This is a genomic window from Erythrobacter sp. S267, from assembly GCF_057365045.1.
On record NZ_CP200298.1, the window covers coordinates 2,334,621 to 2,352,925 of the forward strand.

At 60.1% G+C, this 18,305-nt stretch carries 16 protein-coding genes; 7 read left to right on the forward strand and 9 right to left on the reverse strand.

The window, feature by feature from the left end:
• Window positions 1-7: 7 nt before the first annotated feature.
• The 3 genes from AC0V6X_RS10925 to AC0V6X_RS10935 form a co-directional block, all read right to left on the reverse strand.
• Window positions 8-436, reverse strand: coding sequence for an NADH:ubiquinone oxidoreductase subunit NDUFA12 (locus AC0V6X_RS10925; RefSeq protein WP_486184572.1), 429 nt, complete (start codon window positions 434-436; stop codon window positions 8-10).
• A gap of 168 nt (window positions 437-604) precedes the next feature.
• The gene (locus tag AC0V6X_RS10930) at window positions 605-1,147 is read right to left on the reverse strand and encodes a DUF192 domain-containing protein (protein WP_486184573.1); all 543 of its coding nucleotides are present in this window, start codon (window positions 1,145-1,147) and stop codon (window positions 605-607) included.
• A gap of 20 nt (window positions 1,148-1,167) precedes the next feature.
• Window positions 1,168-1,875, reverse strand: a complete 708-nt coding sequence (locus AC0V6X_RS10935) for a regulatory protein RecX (RefSeq protein WP_486184574.1) — start codon at window positions 1,873-1,875, stop codon at window positions 1,168-1,170.
• A 134-nt stretch (window positions 1,876-2,009) separates the two neighbouring features.
• Between AC0V6X_RS10935 and AC0V6X_RS10940 the strand changes: the two genes are divergently transcribed.
• Window positions 2,010-3,743, forward strand: coding sequence for a fatty acyl-AMP ligase (locus tag AC0V6X_RS10940; RefSeq protein ID WP_486185572.1), 1,734 nt, complete (start codon window positions 2,010-2,012; stop codon window positions 3,741-3,743).
• A 13-nt stretch (window positions 3,744-3,756) separates the two neighbouring features.
• On the opposite strand, the gene AC0V6X_RS10945 is transcribed toward AC0V6X_RS10940, so the two are convergent.
• The 3 genes from AC0V6X_RS10945 to AC0V6X_RS10955 are packed head-to-tail and all read right to left on the reverse strand — an operon-like array spanning window position 3,757 to window position 6,367.
• On the reverse strand, window positions 3,757-4,185 hold the full coding sequence (locus AC0V6X_RS10945) for a gliding motility protein GldB-related protein (protein ID WP_486184575.1): 429 nt from the start codon (window positions 4,183-4,185) through the stop codon (window positions 3,757-3,759).
• Window positions 4,179-4,769 carry a hypothetical protein gene (locus tag AC0V6X_RS10950; protein WP_486184576.1) on the reverse strand — a complete coding sequence of 197 codons (591 nt, stop codon included), beginning with the start codon at window positions 4,767-4,769 and terminating at the stop codon, window positions 4,179-4,181. Before AC0V6X_RS10950 ends, AC0V6X_RS10945 begins: the two co-directional genes overlap by 7 nt.
• 5 nt (window positions 4,770-4,774) lie before the next feature.
• Window positions 4,775-6,367, reverse strand: coding sequence for a DUF389 domain-containing protein (locus AC0V6X_RS10955; protein ID WP_486184577.1), 1,593 nt, complete (start codon window positions 6,365-6,367; stop codon window positions 4,775-4,777).
• A gap of 237 nt (window positions 6,368-6,604) precedes the next feature.
• On the opposite strand from AC0V6X_RS10955, the gene AC0V6X_RS10960 reads away from it, so the two are divergent.
• The 5 genes from AC0V6X_RS10960 (at window position 6,605) to AC0V6X_RS10980 (ending at window position 12,257) form a co-directional block, all read left to right on the forward strand.
• Window positions 6,605-7,837: a toxic anion resistance protein gene (locus AC0V6X_RS10960; RefSeq protein WP_486185573.1), complete on the forward strand. Its 1,233-nt coding sequence runs from the start codon at window positions 6,605-6,607 to the stop codon at window positions 7,835-7,837.
• Window positions 7,837-8,646 carry a hypothetical protein gene (locus AC0V6X_RS10965; RefSeq protein ID WP_486184578.1) on the forward strand — a complete coding sequence of 270 codons (810 nt, stop codon included), beginning with the start codon at window positions 7,837-7,839 and terminating at the stop codon, window positions 8,644-8,646. The genes AC0V6X_RS10960 and AC0V6X_RS10965 overlap by 1 nt, the downstream gene beginning before the upstream one ends.
• Window positions 8,646-8,948 (forward strand): polyhydroxyalkanoic acid system family protein, encoded by a 303-nt coding sequence (locus AC0V6X_RS10970; RefSeq protein ID WP_486184579.1) that lies wholly within the window; start codon window positions 8,646-8,648, stop codon window positions 8,946-8,948. Before AC0V6X_RS10965 ends, AC0V6X_RS10970 begins: the two co-directional genes overlap by 1 nt.
• A 146-nt stretch (window positions 8,949-9,094) precedes the next feature.
• Window positions 9,095-9,682 carry a biliverdin-producing heme oxygenase gene (locus AC0V6X_RS10975; protein WP_486184580.1) on the forward strand — a complete coding sequence of 196 codons (588 nt, stop codon included), beginning with the start codon at window positions 9,095-9,097 and terminating at the stop codon, window positions 9,680-9,682.
• A 10-nt stretch (window positions 9,683-9,692) separates the two neighbouring features.
• Window positions 9,693-12,257, forward strand: coding sequence for an HWE histidine kinase domain-containing protein (locus AC0V6X_RS10980; protein WP_486184581.1), 2,565 nt, complete (start codon window positions 9,693-9,695; stop codon window positions 12,255-12,257).
• A 10-nt stretch (window positions 12,258-12,267) separates the two neighbouring features.
• On the opposite strand, the gene AC0V6X_RS10985 is transcribed toward AC0V6X_RS10980, so the two are convergent.
• The 3 genes from AC0V6X_RS10985 to AC0V6X_RS10995 all read right to left on the reverse strand — a co-directional run bounded on the left by AC0V6X_RS10985 (window position 12,268) and on the right by AC0V6X_RS10995 (window position 14,949).
• On the reverse strand, window positions 12,268-12,945 hold the full coding sequence (locus AC0V6X_RS10985) for a class I mannose-6-phosphate isomerase (protein ID WP_486184582.1): 678 nt from the start codon (window positions 12,943-12,945) through the stop codon (window positions 12,268-12,270).
• Between the two features lie 141 nt (window positions 12,946-13,086).
• Entirely contained in the window at window positions 13,087-14,139 is a 1,053-nt protein-coding gene (locus tag AC0V6X_RS10990) for a mannose-1-phosphate guanylyltransferase (protein ID WP_486184583.1), read from the reverse strand.
• A gap of 81 nt (window positions 14,140-14,220) precedes the next feature.
• Window positions 14,221-14,949, reverse strand: a complete 729-nt coding sequence (locus AC0V6X_RS10995) for a hypothetical protein (RefSeq protein WP_486184584.1) — start codon at window positions 14,947-14,949, stop codon at window positions 14,221-14,223.
• A 302-nt stretch (window positions 14,950-15,251) separates the two neighbouring features.
• Here AC0V6X_RS10995 and AC0V6X_RS11000 point away from each other — a divergent pair, with 302 nt between their 5' ends.
• Entirely contained in the window at window positions 15,252-18,269 is a 3,018-nt protein-coding gene (locus AC0V6X_RS11000; RefSeq protein WP_486184585.1) for an ATP-binding protein, read from the forward strand.
• Window positions 18,270-18,305 lie beyond the last annotated feature (36 nt).

Below are 18,305 nucleotides of genomic sequence, written 5' to 3' on the forward strand. Positions count from 1 at the left end.
AACAGTCTCAGCCTTCCGCTGAGCTGGGATCCCATGCTTCATAATCGCCTACTGCGGCGGCGCGCTTGCCACCGCGCTCAAGCGCACCTTGCGGGCGATAGGCCTCTGCCGTGCCAGTGGCGTTGGGGGTGTAGTCGACCTCCCACACCTTGGGCGGAGGAAGGAAACTTTCAGGCACATCGTCGAACGATCCATGCAGCCAGCCATGCCATTCAGCCGGCACCCGGCTTGCATCATTGGGACCGTTATAGATCACCCAGCGGCGCTCTTTTTGTGTGTAGGATCCGGTGTTCGGCCCGCCTTTGCCAGCAGAGCGGTAATACTTGTTGCCTTGCGCGTCGGTGCCAACATGTTCGCCGCGCACACGCGTTGACCACCAATGCGTGCCAATCGTCGCGCCGTCCCACCAGGTGAAGATTTTTCCAAGGAATCCCATGCAGGGTCCGTTAGCCGAATTGATCGGGTGAGTGAAGTCCAAGTTATGTGTTTAGGACGGGTATCGACGCCCAAGGCGTCGCAACGGCGACTGCCCGCCCGCAAGTGCCCGGAGCGAAGCGGGGGAATGGCGCTGAGGACGAAGCCTGGGATGCGGCTTCGAAACGAACTAAAGGGCTGCATCCTCTGGCAGTTCAAACTCTACCAGATCGCCCGGCTTGATGCCGAGCTCCTCGGAAAGCCCTCCGCGGATTTCGAACACGGCGATGGCCGGCCTGACGGAATAGACGCTGTTGGTGTTGTAGGGGATGCCCGCTTCGATATTCATGATCCGATTGTCCGGGCCGATGAAGATGATGTCGAGCGCAAGCGGCGTGTTCTTCATCCAGAATGATCGCATTTGCGGCGTATAGGAGGGGAAGAGCATTCCTTCATCATCGCCCATCTCGGTTCGGAACATCATGCCTTGGGCTTGCTGATCCTGTGTCGCGGCAAGCTCAGTCTTGAAAGTGTGAGTGGCCTCCCCGCTTCGCACCACAACCTCGATCAATTGCAGTCCGGCTTGCGATTGAGTGGGCGATTCAGCCGATGTCGTCTCAGATGCCGTAGTGTTGGGCGGCGCATCCTGAGCGACGCTCCCCGCAGGCGAGCAAGCGGCCAGCGCCAAACCGGTTATCGCAGCAAACACTCTGAGCATTACGTTTCGTTCCATTCCTCTTGGCCGTCCCATTCTTAATTGCGGCCCCAATCGGCGCCATCATCGTCCGCCTCTTCGGCTTCTTCAAGCCATTCATCCACATCGCGCGAAGAGGCTGCATCAATGATGAACCCCGCGTGGGAATAGGGGTGGCCTGCGCGCAGCATTGCGGCAACCTGTTTTTCGCGGCGTTTGTGGCGCACCTCTGGTCCCTCGTCCTCAGGTGCTCCGTCCGGAGGATGCCCAAACGGCCCAAAGCGGCGCTTCTTGGCCAGCAGGATCGCAGCGCGGCGGCTCTCGGCTTCATTCGGAGCGTGATCCTCTCGAACCTGCTCCTCCACGCCTGCCGCCCACAGCGCCTGCTCGACCCGCCGCGCGCCATAGCCGCGCGCGGTCAGGTCGCGCGATTTTGCCCGCGCATAAGCATCGTCATCTACATATCCAAGCTCAATCAGGCGCGTCACCAAGCCCGCCACATCGAGGTCTTTCGTCCGCCCATCTTCATCCTCAGCCACGCCGCGCTCGCGGATTTTGCGGGCAAGATAGGCTTCAAGCTTGGCTCCAGTCGTGGAAAACCTCGCGGCATAGGAAAGCGCCAAATCCTTGAGCATCACATCATCAAGCGGGCGTCGTTTCTTGGATTTTTGACGCGCACGCCCACCGCGAGAGCGCCCGTCGCCATCCCGCTCCTCCGAACCCGGACCGTGACCGGGTGATGATGAATTGCTTTCTCTTGAAACCATTTTGCCTTATTCGTGCCACAGTCCTTATCAAATGGGAAATCTTGGACCGAAATGGGCGTGAGCTTATCTCGGGTGGGAACACAAAGAATAACGCGCGGGGGATCGCGCAGCAAATGACAGGTATCGCTGACCATATGATCGACGCACAGCTGACGCCGACGCCGAACGATTGTGACTTGCCGCGCATCCGCGCGCAGTTCGCAACCTTCAACGAAGCCATCGATTATGCCGCCCGCAGCAAAAAGGGCCTCAACTTCCACGATATGCGTGGGGCATTGGAGCGGGTCTATCCCTATTCCGAAATGCGCGATGATGCGCTGGAGATGGCCTATCGCCTGATCGAATGGGGCATCAAACCACAGGACCGGGTTGCTCTGATCGCAGAGACGGGCGCTGACTTTGCCGCTGCCTTTTGCGCCTGTGTCTATGCTGGCGCGTGGCCCGTGCCCCTGCCGCTGCCGACCACGTTTGGTGGCAAGGACAGCTATATCGATCAGCTCGCCGTCCAGTTGAACAGTTCTGACCCCAAAATCCTGCTCTTCCCGCAAGAGATCAGCGATATGGCGAGCACTGCGGCGCAGCGTCAGGGATGTGCGGGCGAAAGCTATGAGGACTTCGCCCAGCGCGCCGCACCTCAGGTCGAGCTGCCTGAGACCACGTCACAAGACATTTGCTATCTGCAATATTCCTCCGGTTCGACCCGTTTCCCGCAAGGCGTCGCGGTCACGCATGAGGCGCTGCTGCACAACCTTTATGGTCATGCAGAGAGCATGAACCTGTCGACCGGCGACCGCTGTGTCAGCTGGCTGCCATGGTATCACGATATGGGTCTGGTTGGCTGTTTCCTGTCGTTGATTGCAAACCAGTTCTCTGTCGACCTTTTGAAGCCCGACGCGTTTGCGCGCCGTCCGCTCGCATGGCTCGATATGATCAGCCGCAATCCGGGCAACACCTGCTCTTACTCACCGACCTTTGGCTATGACATTTGCGCACGCCGCATCTCCAGCCAGACCAATGTGGCGGAGCGGTTTGACCTGTCGCGCTGGCGGATTGCGGGCAATGGCGCGGATATGATCCGCCCGGACGTGATGCAGAATTTCGTCAACGCCTTTGCCGATGCAGGCTTCAAGGCGTCCGCTTTCACGCCCTCCTATGGTTTGGCCGAGGCGGTGCTCGCTGTCACGGTCATGCCGCCCGGAGAAGGCATCCGGGTTGAACTGGTTGAGGAAGAGCGCCTGTCAGGCACCCCGCGCGACATCTCGCGCCCGGCCCGCTACCGTGCGATCGTCAATTGCGGCAAGGCCCTGCCCGACATGGACGTCGAAATACGCGGCGAAAACGGGCAGCCCAAAGGTGACCATCAGATCGGCAAGGTCTGGTGCAAGGGCCCCAGCGTCATGCACTCCTATTTCCGCAACCCCGAAGCGACCGAGGATTGTCTCGTCGATGGTTGGCTGGACACTGGCGACATGGGCTATGTCGCCGATGGCTATCTGTTCATCGTCGGCCGCGCCAAGGACATGATCATCATCAACGGCAAGAACCATTGGCCGCAGGATATTGAGTGGGCTGTCGAGCAATTACCTGGCTTCAACCACGGCGACATTGCCGCCTTTGCGGTGGAGACCGAAGGCGGTGAGGAAGCGCCCGCAGTCCTCGTCCATTGCCGCGTCGCTGACCCTGTAGAGCGCACAAAACTGCGCGAACAGATCAGCGACAAGGTGAGGTCGGTGACAGGCATGAGCTGCGTCGTCGAACTGGTCCCCCCACGCACTCTGCCGCGCACCAGCTCAGGCAAACTGAGCCGCGCGAAAGCGAAGAAGCTGTACCTGTCAGGTGAGATCGTACCGCTGGAATTGGCGGCCTGAGAGCTTCCGCCGATCAGTTCTCGCCAAAGGGTGAAGCTGGTGGCTCATCAATCGGAAGGTCGCCCGCCGGTAAGGTAATGCCGCTGGCCTCAAGAACCGCACCAGGATCATCGAAAACCAGCACTTCACGCAAGGCCGCGTGCGGGTCAGCTGCGTTTTCGACATAGGCGGCAACGATCTGCATGCCGACCCAATATCCCAGCTCAGACGGCCAACCCTCAGGAGCTTCGGAGGCATTGGCGAACCATCGGAAATAGGCTTCGTTGCGCATTTCGTTTGGCAATGTTTCGTCGCGGATGATTGCGTAGTCTCTTGCGAATGCACGCCAGACATAATCTGAATTGGCACGGGCCCATGCATCGCGGTCAGGCATCGGTACTTCGCCGGACACCAACGCGGCGATGTAATCTGCCGTCCCTTCATTAATCGTGGAACTCAGCATCGGATCAGCATCCACCAATGGTCCGCCAAAGCGCTGGAACGTGTGCACCGTTTCATGGGCATAGAAGCTGCGCAAATAGCCCGGAAAGAGGCCTCATCGGAGGATATCTGGCACAGCACCTCTAGTCCCAGCACCTGCATTGTCTCGTCAGCGGTGCCGCCGCTGTTCCCGGCCCCGAACACAACCGCAATCCGAGGCAACGGCTTCTCAGGGAAAAGGCCGCGAAAGCCAAGATAGATGGAGCGCAGATCGCGGCGAGTATCAGCCACAATCGGAAGGCAGCGTTCTATCGCGTCACGGTAAAGCTCTGAATTCTGCGCAATCTGTTCGGCCAGATACTCAGCGCTTTCGATACGATTGGGAGTAAACACCGCGATCGCATCGCTGCCGGGATCTAGGTAAAATTCCTGAATCTGCGCTGCTGTTGGCGCGCCGCCGGTGCGAGCAAACAGAGCGGCAAACCGCTCAGCATCAGCTAGCTCGATATCGGCAGCAAGAGCGTCAGTCACCTGCGCATGCGCCGGCGCAATGACAGCGAAAAGAGCAAGAGCTGCTCCAACAGCAGAGCCGCGTAGGCAGTCCATCGCTACTATCCGCCCCACTCGGCCCTTAGAGGCCCGGGGGAACGGCGTACCGTCACGCTCACACCCCGGCGGGCGAGAAGTTCAGCGGCTTGGCTTGCTTCGTCTTCGGGGCCGATCAGGACGATGGGCAGGTCGATGCGCTGGGAGGCCCATTCGATAACCGCCAGCGCCTGCGCGCCCTCTGGCGTCGGGCCATCCTCATCAAAGGCGATCTCCTGCGGTAGCTCAACAATTGGCGGAAGCAGCTCGATCACCCAATCCGGCTCGCTCGCCGAGATACGGTTTTCGAGCGCCTTGTACGCCGCCAAGGTCGCCCCATCGAGCACCTGCGCGCGCACGGTTGCGCGGCGGCGGGTGCGGTCGACTGTGACCTCATCCTCGCTCACCCCTGCGACCAGAGCCAGACGGGTCGCCAGATCCTCGGCCCGCTGAAGCGCTGCGGCTTCTTCATTTGCGCGCGCGGCGGAAAGCTGTGCTCGCTCTGCCGCGCTGGCGCTGGTGTCGACCTTCAATTGCGCCAAGGTCAGCTCAACCGGGCGTCCCAAGCGGCTTTCAAGCGCGCGCTCAATCTCCACCTCGGCATCAGGGCGCAGACTGGAAGTCAGCATCTTGGCACTGACCGCCATAGGCTCCAGCCCGAACTCAATCTGCAATTCGTCGAGGATGGAGTTTGTCTCGAATTTCTCGACGATTTCAGCCCGCACGATGCGCTGCGCATTCGTCTGGAACACGATCTGTTGCAGTGAGAGCGTCAGCGGAACGGCAAGCGCCACAAAGACACCCGCAACGGCAATGTTCTGGTATAAGCTGTTGCGCGCGCTCAGCGATGTCTCGAAGCCATAAAGGCGTGCCATGATCATCGCGGTAAGCGCGATGGTGATGAGGTTGGTCACATAAAGCAGCAATGCGCCGGAAAAGACCGTCCAGTTCCACGTCGCAAGGCCAAAGCCTACGGTCGCCAGCGGCGGCATCAAAGCGGTCGCGATGGCAACGCCGACAATCGTCCCCTCACGTCCTCGGATCATGGCGTATGCGCCTGCCAGCGCTGAGAACAGGGCGACCAGCAAGTCAAAAAGGTTGGGCTGCGTTCGCGCAGCGATTTCCGGGGTGATGGTCTGGATCGGCGAGAAAAACACCAGCGCTGCCGTAAGCCCGATCGCCATTGCCGTCCCCCAGGCAAGGCTGCGAAAAGACTTCTTCAGCCACTGATAATCGCCAATCGCCAGAGCAAAACCCAGCCCCATGATCGGGTCCATCAATGGCGAGAGCAACATCGCCCCGATCACAACCGCAGGCGAAGACAAGAGCAGGCCAAGCACGGCAATCCCGGCGCTCATGGCTGTCATAAACAGATAGCGCTCGGACAAAGCGCATTCCACACGCCGCTTTTCGATCACCTGCGCCTGATCGACTGTGCCAACGACATCATCGCGCCACCAGCCACGCAGGCTGGCCAGCACACGTTTGATGCCAAACCGGCTTTGCCTCGCCGCGGCAACAGCCTCAGCGGCGGAATCGACCTTGCCAAATACAACAGGTTTCTCGGGTCCGTAGGGGGTGGAAGGACCGTTTGACGGATTGTCTTGAGGATCTGACACGGATGCTGTGCTCTTTCACATAAGGTGCGCGCGTTTACTCGCAATCCTAGAGGAACATCAAACAAATTGCACATTGGCCTAGGCTGCCGAAACGCGCTAGCCTGCGCATCATATGCCACAAGCTTGAAGAACGTGTTTTAGATCACTAATACAGTAAGTGTATCGCCGAGGTGGGAGGCAGGAGACCCTGCCCTTAGCCCTCAGCCAGGGAGTAAAACGGACCGCATGAGCACTGAGATGACACCGGAAGCCACCCCGGAAGCCAAAATCGCCACCGCCACCAAGGAAGCGACCGATTTCACGCTGACCCCGCCTGACCCCGTCCCTGCGGTTGAGGTTGAGAAGGCAGCGGGCCTGGTCCCCGTTTCCGAAGAGGACAAGTCAAAGCTCGACACCAAGGTCGATCAGTTCGTCAACGAGCTGGTCGCGGTCGACTCCAATTCTCCCGAATTTGGCCAAAAAGTCGATCAAATCACTCGAATGGGTCAGGAGCAGATTCGCGCTGCGGCGGCGATGTCCAATCGTTTTCTCGACCGGCCAGTGCGCGCGATGGATGACGAAAGCAGCGTGGGCAAAGACCTGGCCGAACTGCGCCGCACGGTCGAAGACCTCGATCCGGGCCGCAAAGAACGCCTGCTGGAGCCGCGCAAACTGTTCGGCATCATCCCCTTTGGCAATCGGCTGAAGAATTACTTCGACAGCTATGCATCGTCACAAGATCACATCCAATCGATCCTCAAGTCATTGGAATCCGGCAAGATCGAACTGCACAAAGACAACGCCGAGATCGACGTTGAGCGGCAGAAACTGTGGGCGGCCATGGGCGAGTTGGAGCAGATGATCCACATCGCCAAGGCGCTCGATGCACGACTCGAAGCGAAAGCCATCGAGCTGGATTCGAGCGATCCGGAAAAGGCCAAGGCTCTGCGCGAATCTGCGCTGTTCTACGTCCGCCAGCGCACGCAAGACCTGCTGACGCAGATGGCAGTGACGGTGCAGGGCTATCTCGCGCTGGATCTGGTCAAGAAGAACAATGTCGAGCTGGTCAAAGGCGTCGATCGTGCTGGCACCACCACGGTCAGCGCGCTGCGCACTGCGGTAACGGTGGCGCAGGCGATGACCAATCAGCGGTTGGTGCTCGACCAGATCACTTCGTTGAATGAAACGACCAGCAACATCATCGACTCGACCAGCACTTTGCTGCGTGAGAACACCGCGACGATCCACGAACAAGCAGCAAGTTCGACCATTCCGCTGGAGACGCTGCAACGCGCTTTCCAGAACATCTACGACACGATGGACGAGGTCGACGATTTCAAACTGCGCGCACTCGATTCGATGAAGCAGACGGTCACAGTGCTCAGCGATGAGGTCGAGAAGTCGAAAGGCTATATCGCGCGGGCTGAAGGCCAGGCGCAGGCGCAGCAAAAGGTCTCCGCCGACCCGTCGCTGCTGGCGCTGGATAGCTGATGAACGATACGACCCGCGACTCCGATCAGATCATGGGCGCTGCCAAGCAGTCGCTCGTGACCAACCGCGATTACGGCGGGACGCATCGGTCAGCTGAAAGCATTGGCACGCTTTCCGCCAACGCCAAGTTCAAGAACCGGTTGAAACGCGCGGGCTATTTCGGCGTAGCGGTGCTGGCCATCTTCATGGCATTCTCGGTCGCGGGAGCTATTCTCAACGGAATCGGTTTCTGGGGCCTTGTCGCCGGTTTCTTTGCGATTGTCGGAGCAGCGGTGCTGTTTTCGCAATTCCCCAAGGTCAAAGTGCCAAAGCGCGCAGACCTCAAAATCGGCAACCCCAAACAGATGGTCGCCAAGGTTGAGCTGTGGCTCGAAAGCCAGCGCGATGCCCTTCCCCCAGCAGCAGCAGCCATTGTTGAAAAGATGGGCCTACAGCTGGACGCGCTTGGTCTCCAGCTGGAAAGCATGGATGACGATCATCCTTCGATGTCCGAAGTGCGCGAGTTGGTGGGCGAATACATCCCCGAAACAATCGACAATTACCGCAAGATCCCCGAGCATCTGCGCAAAGAAGAGCATGCTGGCGGCACCGCCGATGACCGCTTGGTCACAAGCCTGACAAAGCTCTCCGGAGAGATTGAGCGCGTGACACGGCGGCTGGCGGAAGGCGCGCTCGACGACCTTGCGATCAAGTCACGCTATCTCGATTACCGCTATGGCGGGGATGAGTTGATTGCAGACATGACCGGTACTCCAGATACCGGCGTACCGCTGCCTGATCTGACCCCCGCTACCAAGGCGCCGCGCTGATGCGGGTCTCGCTCCCCCACAATCTGGGCGCGGAAGAAGTGCGCCGCCGGATGCACAAACACGGCCACGAAATCGGCAGTTACTTCCCGCCCGGCATGGCAACGGTTGAGACCAACTGGCCGCATGAAGACCGCATGGACCTCCACATCCTCGCCGCCGGACAGACCATCGAAGGCGGGATCAATGTCGGCGAAGACACGGTTGAGATTGAGCTAGACCTGCCTGCAATGCTCGGCTTTCTGCGCGGCACTTTGGAACGCGCTGTACGCAAGCACGGCGGCAAGCTGCTCGAAAAGAGCTGAAGCGGCTCTAAACGGCGATTGCCCGCCATCACCAAAATGTGTAAAGATCAGTAGACTTCGCTTGTGTAAGTCGCGTCTGACATCCAGTGCCCGGCTGGAATAGCAGTGCGCGCATTAAGCAACTGAAAACAGGCTGATAAAGGCGCATGACACACTCCGAACAATCCTTGAGGCACCATTTGCGGGCAGCCACAGCGCGCTCGCACGATGTGCTCGACCATGCGATGCGTGATGAGGGTGGTTGGGAAAAGGCCGAGGATTATGCCCGCTTCCTGCAATTGCAGATGGCGGCCCGCATCCCGGTTGAGGCTTGGCTGGACGCTCATGCGCCTGACGCCCTTCGTCCGCCGCCACAATCCCCCATGATCGCCGAAGATCTTGCCAAGCTTGGCGTCGACACCCCTGAAAGCGCGGGTGATTTTGCCATGGACGACAAGAGCGAAGCGGCGTGTCTGGGGGCCGCTTGGGTGCTCGCCGGATCATCTTTGGGCAATCGATCCATCCTGGCTGAGCTCAAAAAGCGCGGGTCACCCGCCTCTGAATGGCCGCATGCCTTCCTTGGTGATGAAGCAATGCTGGCATTCTGGAAACAGCTTCGAGGGCAGATCGAAAGCGCTGCTTCAACCGGCACGCAAGAGGCCGCAGCGCGCGGCGCAACCGCGGTGTTTGATCACTTTATCTCCAACACAATGCGGCGCGATGCAGGCGATGAGCCCATGGTATTAGCCTCTTAAAGCAACCGCGATGAACATTGCCCAGCCCATCTCTGACCTAACCGATTGCGACCGCGAACCGATCCACCAGATCGGCTCGGTCCAAGGGTTTGGCGGCCTGATCGCGCTGGATGATGATTGGATCATCACACACCATTCGGACAATTGCCGAGCGCTGCTGGAACTCAACACCGAGGCATTGCTGAGCCACAAGCTGAGCGACTTTGTGCTCCCCTTTGCGCTTGATCGGCTACAGCAGACCGCCAAGTCGCTGGCACCCGACAACCCGGTAGAGCACGCCTTTGGCTTGCGTCTGCGCGACGGCTTGGCCGCATTCGACTGCACCTTACATCGTACGCAAGCGGGACTGATCCTGGAGTTCGAGCCCTATTCGGGCAGCAGTTTCGAAGACCATCTTGCGACCGCCGGTTCGATGCTGGCGCGGCTATCAAACGTCAGCGATGTGGACGAGCTGTGCACCAAAGCGGTGAGCGTTGTGCGCGAGGCTTTGGGCTATGATCGCGTCATGATCTACCGCTTTCGCCGCGATCACAGCGGCGAAGTCATAGCCGAGGACAAGAAGAGCGAACTCGAACCCTTCCTGGGTCTGCGCTATCCCAAAGACGATATTCCAGCCCAGGCGCGCGAGTTGTTCAAACGCAATCGCATCCGGGTCATCGGCAATATCGAAAGCGAGCCGTCGCCCATCCTCTCGCTCGATGGCAACCCGCTTGACCTTTCGATGAGCATCATGCGCTCCTCTGCCCCGGTGCATCTGCAGTATTTGCGCAATATGGGCGTCGCCGCATCGCTGACCATCGCGATCGTGCGGCAAAATGCGCTTTGGGGCCTGATCTCATGCCATCACGACACCGCGTTCCTTCCCCCCCGCTCGCTGCGCACTGTGGCGGAGATGTACAGTCAGGTCTTCTCATTGATGCTCGACAGGCTGCTGATTGAGCATTCTGAGAGGCTGCGGAGCGAGGCGCGCGAGCTGCATGAGAAGCTGCTCAAGAATTTTGCCGGCGATGCAACGCTGATCCACGACATCCCTTTGATCGAGGACACTCTGGGCGACATTATTCCGCATGACGGCCTGTCGGTCTGGATGGGCGGCAATTACCGCGCGCGCGGCACAGCACCCAGCTTGAACCAATTCCGCGCTCTTCTGCCCGAACTCAGCGCTGCGCCCACTGACTGTGTACTGGCCAGCGATACGCTGAGCGAGATTATTCCAGCCGCTCAAGAATTCGCTGATACGGTTGCTGGCGCCTTGGTACTGCCGATCTCTCGCTCCCCGCGCGAATTCCTGGTTTTGTGGCGCGTGCCGCTCAATCAGACCGTTCGATGGGGCGGCGACCCGACGAAGAATTTTGAACCGGGCACTGACCGGCTGGAGCCTCGCAGCAGCTTTGCTGCTTGGGCGCAGGAGGTTGAGGGAACGGCGGAATCCTGGAGCGATGACGAGCTTGCCATCGCAGAGGGGCTACGCGTAACGCTGCTCGAAGTTGTCCTGCGCATGACGGATGAGATCATGCGGGAACGTACCCGCGCGCAGGAGCAGCAGGACTTGCTAATCGCGGAGCTCAATCACCGGGTCCGCAACATTTTGAACCTCATCCGTAGCCTAGTCGCCCAGTCACAGGACGAAGCGATGAGCGTCGAGAATTTCTCTCAGATCATCGGCGGGCGGATCGCTGCGCTGGCCAATGCGCATGACAACATCACCCGCCAGAACTGGTCGCCTGCTCCGCTCAGCGCGCTGTTTCAGACCGAGTTGGCCGCCTATGTCAGTGGCAAAGAAGGCCGCTTCCGCCTGATCGGCGATGAAGTGCAGATCAAGCCAGAGGCTTACACTGTCATCGCTCTGGTGGTTCACGAACTGGTGACAAACTCGGTCAAATATGGCGCTTTGCGGGGCGAGGAAGGGCAGATAAATGTCCGTATCTCCAGCACCGATGACGGCGACCTTGCGCTCGCTTGGCGCGAGATTGGCGGTCCTCCGGTCAAACCTCCTACGCGGCGTGGTTTTGGCTCTACGATTATAGAACGCTCGATCCCCTATGAGCTCAAGGGCGAGGCCGATTTGCGTTTCAAACTCAATGGGCTTGAAGCGGATTTCATCATTCCAGCCCGCTACGTCCAGATCGGGGGGGACGCGAGCACAACGCAAACGCCGCTGAATGAGCTTGCTGCAAGCTTGAGCCTAAGCGATCCGAAAGAGGCAGATCGCAGGGCCAAACTGCCCAGCCAGGTCTTGGTGGTTGAGGACAATATCATCATTGCCCTTGATGCAGAGGAATGCCTCAAATCACTCGGCGTCGACGACGTCGATGTCGCAGGGGACGTGGATGCGGCCAAAGCCAACATCGCCAGCAGCCCGCCCGACTTTGCGATAGTCGACTTTAATCTGGGCCATGAAACGAGTCTGCCGGTGATCGAAGAGCTGAAGCAGAGGAAAATCCCCTTCGTGATCGCAACCGGCTATTCCGAAATGGACATGGAGATCGACCAGATCGGTGCGCTGGGTATGATCCGTAAGCCTTATGGCCGCGATGAGATTGAAAAGGCGCTCGCTCTGGCCGCCCCCGAATAGGCTCCCAGGCTCAAGCGCTCCGGGTCAACAGCGTCACGTCCGCATCACTGAAGTCCAGCGAGGACAAACTGGCGGCGAACAGACACTCGCCCGGCTTGGCTGAAACGGTGCCGTCTTCGCTGCGCACTTCCCCGCTCAATGGCAGAGCCAAGAGCGGTCCCGGATAGGCAGCGACGGCGGCTGCGCCCGGCGCACCGGTTATCCTGTCGAGCCGAAAATGCGGCCCTTCGATCAAGGCTTGGCCGCGCTCCTCCACCGTGCTGCGCAGATCAGCGGGGTATGGACCGCCATCCGCAACCGCCATGGCGCGCTCCAAATGCAATTCGCGCGGGCGGCCATAATCGTAAAGGCGGAAGGTGGTGTCCGAGTTCTGCTGCACTTCGACCAGCGACAGACCCGGCCCAATCGCATGAACCGTGCCTGCGGGCAGGTAGAAAATGTCGCCCGGCTTAGCCTCATGCCAAGTCAGCAAATCTTCGATGGAGCCGTCACGCGCGGCTGCCTCGATCGCTTGCGGGTGAAGGTTTTCATTAAACCCGATGGCAAGGCTTGCGCCCTCCTCAGCATCGAGGACCAGCCAGCACTCTTCCTTACCATCCTCTCCCGGCAGAGCTTGCGCGGTTGAGGGGTGAACCTGGACCGATAATTTCTCGCTCGTGAAGAGATATTTGACCAACAGGTCGGGCATTTCCGGTGGAGGCTCAAACCAGAATCTCACCGATCCGTGTGTCAGCGGGCGCATCGAAGGGCGCTGGCAAGGCATCGCGGCCCCAAACCTTCTCGACCATGCGGGTCGGCAGCTGGCGAAAGGGAGCGGTCATCATCTGGTTCACTGTGACGAAGCGCCGGGCAATTTGCCAACCTTTTGCGCGCCATCGCGGGTGGTGACCAGAACTTCGCCGTCGCTGACAATGATGCAGATATCGTCGAGGCCGACAGCCGAAATGCGCGGTCCGTCGCTCACCGCGAGTGTGTTGTGGCAGCCATCTAGGTCGGCGTCCCCGCGAACCGCATTGCCTGCCTCATCTTGCTCCATCGCATCGTGGAGCGCGGCCCAATTGCCAATGTCCGACCAGCCCATATCGGCGGGCACCATGGCGGCCTTGCGGGTGTTCTCCATCACCGCATAGTCAATCGAGTCCCCCTCAATCGCGCCAAAGATGTCCGCATCGGGGTGGAAGGAGTTGCCCTCTGTACGCCCCTTGGCGACCGCTTCTTGCACAGCACCAGCCATTGCAGGGCGGTGCTCAGCGAGTTCGGCTAGAAGCGCGCCTGCGCGGAAGGCAAAAATACCTCCATTCCAGCTGTATTCGCCGCTTGCGAGATAGGCCTTTGCTCGGTCCAGGTCGGGCTTCTCAACGAATTCAGCGATCGCAAAGCCACCGGGGATCGTCTCTCCGCGGCGCAGATAGCCATAGCCGGTCTCGGGCCGGTCGGGCGCAATGCCGAAGGAGACGAGGTAGTCCTGCGCTGCGAGCGCAGCCGCGGCCAAGGCAGCGCTGCGAAAGGCCGCTTCATCGGCGATGTGGTGGTCGCTGGGGCAAACCAGCATGATGTCGTCAGCGGGGAGCAGGGCAGCGGCGAGCGCGATGGCGGGCGCGGTGTTCTTGGCCGCAGGCTCAACCACGAGGCGATGCTTACCCCCGTGCATTTGCTCTGTGATGAGATCGGCGTGCTTCGGCCCCGCGACGATCATGGGCGCGCCAAAGCGCTCGTGCCCAGCAACCCGGCCCACCGCCTGTTCAAACAGAGTGGTCTCGCCAAGCAGCGGCAGAAAGGGCTTCGGGCGCGCCTTACGGCTCACCGGCCATAGCCGGGTGCCACTGCCTCCGCACAGGATAACCGGGTGGATCACCGGATCAGATGGACGCTCTTGCACCATGGCTGGCTCCTTTAGCAGCGCGGGCGTGTAATGCCAGTTAAGAGGGTGCCCAAGTGCCGCCGGTCTGGCGGATTCTCCGCGCTAACGGGCGCGAAAATCGACCCGGTAGCCATAACGCGCCTCGACCGCATCACCAGCCCTGGTGCGCGCCGGGTTAAAGCGGATCTTCTCAATCACCAGCCCGCATACCAGCGCAGTCGTCGCAGCATCTGCCGTAGTCCGCGCGACCGAGCAATCGCGTGCCCGGCCATCGCGGGTGACGGTAAAGACCACCGTGACAGAGGTTCCGAACCTAGCCGAGCGCCCCCCTTCCGGCACAGGAAAATCGCGCCGCGGGTCAAGATTGCCTGAGCGCACGCTGGGCCGGACGGCCACCCCATTGCCCTGACCAGACCCCTGATTGCCGCTGCCCGTTCCTTCGCCGTCGCCTTGCGCGCCGGTGCCCTCGCCTTCCTCACGCGCGCCAGAGCGGGTCGCGGTGCCGGTGGAAGAGACGCTGGGACGCGGTTCGGGGGAACGCTCAATCCGCGCAGTTGGCGCTGTGACGGGTTGCGGCACAGCCTCTTCCCCCGGCGCGCCTGCTGCGCCTTCGTCAGGTTCTGGCGGCGTGTCCAGCGGTGGGTCTTCAGGCGTGGTCACGATGACAGTGAAGACGCTCGCCACTTCACGCTCCACCGAAGCGGTGAGTTCAGGTGCAAACAAACGGCCCAGACCATACAGCGCAACGACGTGAAACAGCGCAATCGCGCTCAGAAGCGGCCAGCGAGGCCCCTTGGGTTTCCCCTTATAGCGCGAGGGAGCTTTGATCATTTATCCTGTGCCATGGTGAAATCGAAAGCTGTGCAGGGCTTTGACGGTTGGGTCATCAAGCATCGCCCCCATGCTCCCATACCACCTCTGCAAGCAAATGCGATGGGGCGAACAGGTATGGCGCAATGGAAGCGAATTGGTCCAATACTGGAAATAGCGCTCACCGCAACGGCGCGGGCCGTGCGACTGTGCCTGCACAGCGGGTCCGAAATCGGGCTGACCATCCGCGCCCCAAACCGCCCCTGAACCAGCGAATTCTTGCACACGCGCGAGCAGCGCCTCGCAATCTGTTCAAAATGAGGATGCAGCGCCTCGACGAGCGCAGCCTTGCGTACGGATTAGCGGCCGGCATCGGTTATTTTCTGTTGGCGTCCCTTGGGCTGGAAATGTGGTCGATCCACCCCACTCTCGCCAGCGTCTGGGTCTCCAATGCCGCAATCGTTTCGCTTTTGCTGCTGGTTCGGCTGCGCAACGAATTGCCTGTTCTGGTCGCTATCTTTGTCGCCGCATTCGGAGCGCATTACGGCGCTGGAGATGCGCTTGGGACGACCGCAATCCTTGCCGTCGCCCATGTCGTGGATGTGACCATAGTGACCTCGCTCATCCGCAGGTCGAGCGATGATGATGTGGGGAACACACAGATCACCGGGCTAAGCCCGATCTTGCAATTTGGCGGGCTGGTCGGCCCCCTATGCTTTGTCGCCATTGCGGCCACCGCCGTGGGACCGGATTGGAGCACGCTCGCCTTCTGGCTGATGGCGGACAGTATGGGCATGATCCTGATCGTGCCGGCTGCGTTGGTCTCAGCGCAGGCATGGAGGTCGAAAACGCGCCCCCACGCGTCCGTTCTGTTAGGTCGAGTGCTACTGTTGGGCGGAGGTCTGGTCTGGACCTACTTCGTCTTCAAACAGAACCTCTATGCGCTGCAGTTTCTGGTGCCGCCTGTTACCTTGCTCATTGCCTTCAGGATGGGGCCATTGGGGGCTGCCTTGTTCGTACCCGCGCTGGCAGTCGTTGCTGCGCTGATGACCTTCCACGGCATTGGCCCAATCGCGCTGATGGCGAGTGATGGGCAGATCCAGACCTATCTGCTGCAATCCTTCTTCGCGACCAATTTCCTGACCGGCCTTCCCATCGCTGCGATTCTTTCTGGCCGGGCGCAAATGACGAGCGAGCTTACCAACAAGACAAGAGAGCTCGCGCTGCTGACGGAGAGCATTACCGATGCGGTCTTGTGGATCGACCGCGATCACCTGTGCACCTATGCCTCCCCCTCGGTTGAAAGCGTCCTGGGGCTTTCCCCAAGTGACCTGGTCGGGACCCGGATTGCAGATCGGCTGACCAAGGATTCACATGATCAAGTAACCGCCGTCTTCGACAGATTGATTTTCAAGGACAGCGACAAGGAGCGGCTGACCTATCGCCGCTCGATTGATGGCGAAAAGGGCGATCCTGTGTTCATCGAAGCGGATTGCGCAGTTGTCATCGATCCCGAAGATCAGACCCGCACGGGTATCGTCATCTCCGCCCGCGACGTGACCGAGCGCGTGGAACTCGAACTCGAACTGACCCATGCACGCGGAAGCGCGGAAAAAGCCGCTCATGCAAAGAGCGAGTTTCTCGCCAATATGAGCCACGAAATTCGCACGCCCATGAACGGCATGCTCGGCTTTGCCGAGCTGATGCTGCAGGGCGATCTGGACGAGCAGAGCCGCTATCATACCGAAATGATTGTGCAGTCGGGCCGCTCGATGATGCTGCTGCTCAACGATATCCTTGACCTGTCAAAGATCGAAGCGGGCGAGATCATGATCGATCGCGAACCGGTTGATCTTTTTGGCACGATCGAAGAATGCACCGCGCTCCATCGCACCACTGCCGAAAAGAAAGGGCTTTCCCTGCGTTTCAGCGGCGCGGTGAAGCCGGAGGATGAGGAAGCGCTTGGGGCTGGCCGAGTGCCCAAGGCTCCTTGGGCGATGACCGATGGCCTAAGGCTGCGGCAGATCATCCTCAATCTGATCGGCAACGCGCTCAAATTCACCGAACAAGGCGGCGTTGAGGTCGTGTTTGAAAGCGACATGGAACGCTACACCATCGCGGTCAAAGACACTGGCATCGGGATCAGCCCAAGGCGGCAGGAGACGATCTTTGCTCCTTTCACGCAAGCTGAGAGTGACACGGCGCGCCGCTATGGGGGAACGGGCCTTGGCCTTACCATCAGCCGACAGCTAGCTGAACTGTTGGGTGGGACTTTGACCGTTGAAAGCGAGCCCGGGGTGGGATCGATCTTCCGCCTGAGCTTGCCGGCCACTTTTGTCGAGCCACGCGAAGTTCAAAGCAAGATCGACCCGGTGTTCGAACCGTCCGACTTGCCGCAATCAGCGCGGGTCCTGTTGGTCGAGGATCATGACGTGAATCGCCTGTTGGGCGTGGAGATGCTGGAGCGGTGTGGGCAAAGTGTCGCGGTCGCCCACGATGGGCACGAAGCCATCGCAATGGTGATCAATTCGGTGATGCGCGACGATCCCTATGACCTCGTCCTGATGGATATCCAGATGCCTGGCTGCGACGGCTATGCGGCAACGCGTGCGATCCGAGCCGACGGGATTGGCCCAGACCAAATCCCCATTGTCGCTCTCACCGCGAACGCTTTCCCCGAGGACATTGCAGCCGCGCGCGACGCCGGGATGCAAGCCCATTTGGCCAAGCCTCTGGTCTTCGCCGACCTCGCGCGCGCGCTTCAACGCTGGCTGCCAACGCGGATCATCGAAGATGACGCTGAGCCAATTGGCAAGGCCTTGGCATTGCTGCCAGACGAAGGTGAGCAAAGCCAATCTCGCGGTAGCGAGGACGGCACAAGTCAAGCGACGGTCCAGAGAACCGCCTCGCAGCGACCAAGGGGGCAAGCCTTCAAGACCGGCATTTTTGAAGGCAATGCGATTGGCCACTCGGCATACAATCAAGGGGAACCGGCGATTGCGGTGCCAAACATTCCGCCGCTGCGCCATTCGCCCGCCTTGCTAAACCGTTGGACCCAGCGACGCTGTGAGGCCATCGAAGCGGTGCGCGAGGCGCTGGCAAGCGGTGATCTGGTCGATGATGGTCTGGACGAGGATGCGCAGGAAACGCTCGTCCGGCTGGTGCACAAGCTGGCTGGAACGGCCGCCACCTTCGGCGAGCCAGAATTGGGCGATCAGGCAGCCGCACTCGAAAACGCGATCCGGCTGCGCCTCTCCGCTGACGTGCGAGAGGCTCTGGCGTTTGAGCTGCTCAGCGTCGCTGACGACCCTAGGGACGCTGCCCCGATGGCAAACAATTAGAGCCAAACAGAGCCAGCCCAAAAAGAAACGGCGGGA

What these genes read in the sequence shown, in the direction of transcription:
- AC0V6X_RS10925 (WP_486184572.1), bottom strand. Translation starts at nt 436, where the DNA reads ATGGGATTCCTTGGAAAAATCTTCACCTGGTGGGACGGCGCGACGATT.
- AC0V6X_RS10930 (WP_486184573.1), bottom strand. Translation starts at nt 1,147, where the DNA reads ATGGAACGAAACGTAATGCTCAGAGTGTTTGCTGCGATAACCGGTTTG.
- AC0V6X_RS10935 (WP_486184574.1), bottom strand. Translation starts at nt 1,875, where the DNA reads ATGGTTTCAAGAGAAAGCAATTCATCATCACCCGGTCACGGTCCGGGT.
- AC0V6X_RS10940 (WP_486185572.1), top strand. Translation starts at nt 2,010, where the DNA reads ATGATCGACGCACAGCTGACGCCGACGCCGAACGATTGTGACTTGCCG.
- AC0V6X_RS10945 (WP_486184575.1), bottom strand. Translation starts at nt 4,185, where the DNA reads ATGCTGAGTTCCACGATTAATGAAGGGACGGCAGATTACATCGCCGCG.
- AC0V6X_RS10950 (WP_486184576.1), bottom strand. Translation starts at nt 4,769, where the DNA reads ATGGACTGCCTACGCGGCTCTGCTGTTGGAGCAGCTCTTGCTCTTTTC.
- AC0V6X_RS10960 (WP_486185573.1), top strand. Translation starts at nt 6,605, where the DNA reads ATGACACCGGAAGCCACCCCGGAAGCCAAAATCGCCACCGCCACCAAG.
- AC0V6X_RS10965 (WP_486184578.1), top strand. Translation starts at nt 7,837, where the DNA reads ATGAACGATACGACCCGCGACTCCGATCAGATCATGGGCGCTGCCAAG.
- AC0V6X_RS10970 (WP_486184579.1), top strand. Translation starts at nt 8,646, where the DNA reads ATGCGGGTCTCGCTCCCCCACAATCTGGGCGCGGAAGAAGTGCGCCGC.
- AC0V6X_RS10975 (WP_486184580.1), top strand. Translation starts at nt 9,095, where the DNA reads ATGACACACTCCGAACAATCCTTGAGGCACCATTTGCGGGCAGCCACA.
- AC0V6X_RS10980 (WP_486184581.1), top strand. Translation starts at nt 9,693, where the DNA reads ATGAACATTGCCCAGCCCATCTCTGACCTAACCGATTGCGACCGCGAA.
- AC0V6X_RS10985 (WP_486184582.1), bottom strand. Translation starts at nt 12,945, where the DNA reads ATGCCCGACCTGTTGGTCAAATATCTCTTCACGAGCGAGAAATTATCG.
- AC0V6X_RS10990 (WP_486184583.1), bottom strand. Translation starts at nt 14,139, where the DNA reads ATGGTGCAAGAGCGTCCATCTGATCCGGTGATCCACCCGGTTATCCTG.
- AC0V6X_RS10995 (WP_486184584.1), bottom strand. Translation starts at nt 14,949, where the DNA reads ATGATCAAAGCTCCCTCGCGCTATAAGGGGAAACCCAAGGGGCCTCGC.
- AC0V6X_RS11000 (WP_486184585.1), top strand. Translation starts at nt 15,252, where the DNA reads ATGCAGCGCCTCGACGAGCGCAGCCTTGCGTACGGATTAGCGGCCGGC.